Source organism: Methylocucumis oryzae, assembly GCF_000963695.1.
Lineage (GTDB): Bacteria > Pseudomonadota > Gammaproteobacteria > Methylococcales > Methylomonadaceae > Methylovulum > Methylovulum oryzae.
Genome location: NZ_LAJX01000196.1, coordinates 1 through 2,829, shown reverse-complemented (window position 1 = coordinate 2,829; position 2,829 = coordinate 1). Strand labels below are relative to the sequence as shown.

Annotated in this window: 1 protein-coding gene and 1 pseudogene; both read right to left on the bottom strand. The window is 40.6% G+C overall.

Translation table 11 applies throughout. From position 1 onward, the window contains the following. Positions 1 to 13 precede the first annotated feature (13 nt). On the bottom strand, positions 14 to 1,672 hold the full coding sequence (locus VZ94_RS16785) for an ABC transporter permease family protein (RefSeq protein WP_052700670.1): 1,659 nt from the start codon (positions 1,670 to 1,672) through the stop codon (positions 14 to 16). A 161-nt stretch (positions 1,673 to 1,833) separates the two neighbouring features. After that, positions 1,834 to 2,787, bottom strand: a pseudogene (locus tag VZ94_RS33345) (PstS family phosphate ABC transporter substrate-binding protein). Positions 2,788 to 2,829 lie beyond the last annotated feature (42 nt).

Genomic DNA, 2,829 nt, shown 5'->3' with positions numbered 1-2,829 from the left:
AGAATCACAGGAATCAATAACAGACCATCGCTACCTTCTGGAATTTTTTAGCCAGTAATGCTTTAGGCATATATTGCCAATAATAAGCAAACAATAAGATAACTACCGGTAAAAAAAGCAAAAACGTAAAAATTCCGGCTAAATGTTCTTCAATAAACGGTGCTAACCATAATCCAGCTAAGAAGCCTAATATCACAGTCGGCAATGCGCCCATGATTTCTATCGACGGCTTGACGATTTGACGCATACCGGGCGCCATAAAATACGCCGTGTAAATCGCACCCATTAATGCCATAGGAATAGCAACTAACATAGCATAAAACGCGGCTTTTAATGTGCCAAACACCAAAGGTACAAAGCTATATTTTGGCTCAAAATCGTTATTTGAAGCTGACGATTGCCAAATATAATCTGGTTTAGCATAGCTCTCATACCAAACCGATTGCCATAACGATTTAATCGACACTTCTGGATGTTCGTTATCCAACTGCCAAAACTGGATTTGATTATCGCCGGTTTCAACTAATAAGGCATTTGCTCTAGGTGCTAACGCCATTGCAGTTAATTGATTAGCAGCACGCTCAGTGATTAATTGTTTCTCAGACGTTGAATGATAAATGCCAAAATTGCCTAGCGCATCGGCAATGATAAAGCCTTTACGGCGTTGCTCGGAAAAAATTTGCGTCACCGCTTTATCCGACACTTTGAACTCACGAATTTTTTCAAAACTTGAGCGATTTTGTTCATTACGAACTTGCGACCATTGCGTTACTAAGCCAGTCGAATCACCGACCATTAACGACAAATCCCCGTTTAGGAAATTAATCGCTGTAATGTGTTGGTCAGAAGGAACAACATTAACCGCTTGTTTTAACGAAGGCGCTGTTTTGTCTCTAACATCGTAGGAAGCAACACGACCATTCGCACTGACTACAAATAGCTGCTGCCCGTCTTTATCGATTAATAAACGCGTCACACCTTCACCGGGTAGAGTTAACACGCCATCAGTACGTTTTAAACTGGCTTCATCGGCAAATAATGATTGTTCTTTTTCAAAACTGACTAAACGAATATGCTCAGCTGTTTTAGCGGCTAGCGTAGTGGACTCTTCACCAAGTTGTGCTGTAATTTGCTCTAATTTAGCACCGGACTCGTCGACGACTAACGCTTCTTCACCTAAGGGGTAGAGTAAACTAGGTTGTATGGTTCTGACATTATTATTAAACGATACCCCATACTCTTGTTTGACAATGACGGCTTTGCCATTCGATAAGCCATAAACAACAGCACCACTATTGACCGGGCTGGCTTGCGCAAAGCTGGTAATCGTTGCGTCACTTGGCAATTTAACTTTATCGGTTAAAACAGTTTTGCCGGTCGCTACATCGAAAAAAATAACCTGACCATTATCCGTAAAACGAGCAGCTAATTGATTTTGCTCTTCCATATCTAACAACAGCGTTTTGCCTATGGTTGCTTCCGGCAACGCATACGAATGCAACTGTTTAGCACTTGCGGGCAAAAATAATGGAAAAACCACGTACAACAAATAGAAAAAAATCATCACTACCGCAGCAATTACTCCCATGCCGCCGGTCACTACACTGATACGAGCCAATAAATCTAAGGCGGAACGCCATTTTTGGTAATATTGATTGCCTGATTGTTGCATAACTTTAGGTTTTATTAGCTTTTTAAAAAGCGGACGATTTGATTATAAAAACGGTTTATGACAATGATATAACAACTCTATAAAAAACGGCCAAGACTTGTTTAACAAGTCTTGGCCGTTTAGGCTATGAGGAGTAATGACAGTTGACGAGAACTTACTAATTACTGGATACCTTTAAGCGCTTTTTCAACTACTTTAGCCGGCAATGGAATATAACCATCTTTAACAACGACTTCTTGGCCTACTTTAGACAAAACCATTTTCAAAAACTCGTTTTCTAACGGCGGTAAAGGCTGATTAGGTTTTTTGTTGACATAAATATATAAAAATCTGGCTAACGGATATTTACCCGCTAAAGCATTTTCAGGCGTAGGTTCAACAAAATCCTGACTACCTTTTTTCGCTAACGGTACGGTTTTAACGCCTGATGTTACATAGCCTAAACCAGAATAACCAATACCGTTAACCGAAGTGGTTACTGACTGTACAACCGACGCAGAACCGGGTTGCTCATTAACATTATTTTTGAAATCACCTTTACACAAGCCGTGATGCTTGAAATAGCCGTAAGTGCCTGATACTGAATTACGACCATATAACTGAATCGTCTTGGTTTTCCATGCATCAATACCTAAATCCCCCCAAGTTTGTATATCTTTTTTCATAACCGCACTTGCGCGTAGATGAAAAAATCGCATCGACTTGATCCACCGTCAAACCTTTAATTGGGTTATCTTTATTAACAAACACCGCTAAGGCATCGACCGCTACCGGTACTGCCGTTGGTTTATAACCGTATTTTTTCTCAAACGCTTCTAATTCATCGTCTTTCATTTCACGGCTCATAGGACCTAAGTTAGCCGTACCTTCAGTTAATGCCGGTGGCGCAGTAGACGTGCCAGCTGCTTGAATTTGAATATTTACATTCGGATAAATGCGTTTAAATTCCTCTGCCCATAAGGTCATTTGATTCGCTAAGGTATCAGAACCTACGCTGCTTAAGTTACCCGACACCCCGCTGACTTTTTTTTATACTCTGGCACCGCTGGATCAACTTGTGTTACCGCGTGGGCAGAAAAAGTAGTTAATAATGCGCAAGTGACACTCGCAAACATTAGCAAAGGTTTAATATTTTTCGCAAAGCTCATGAATTATTC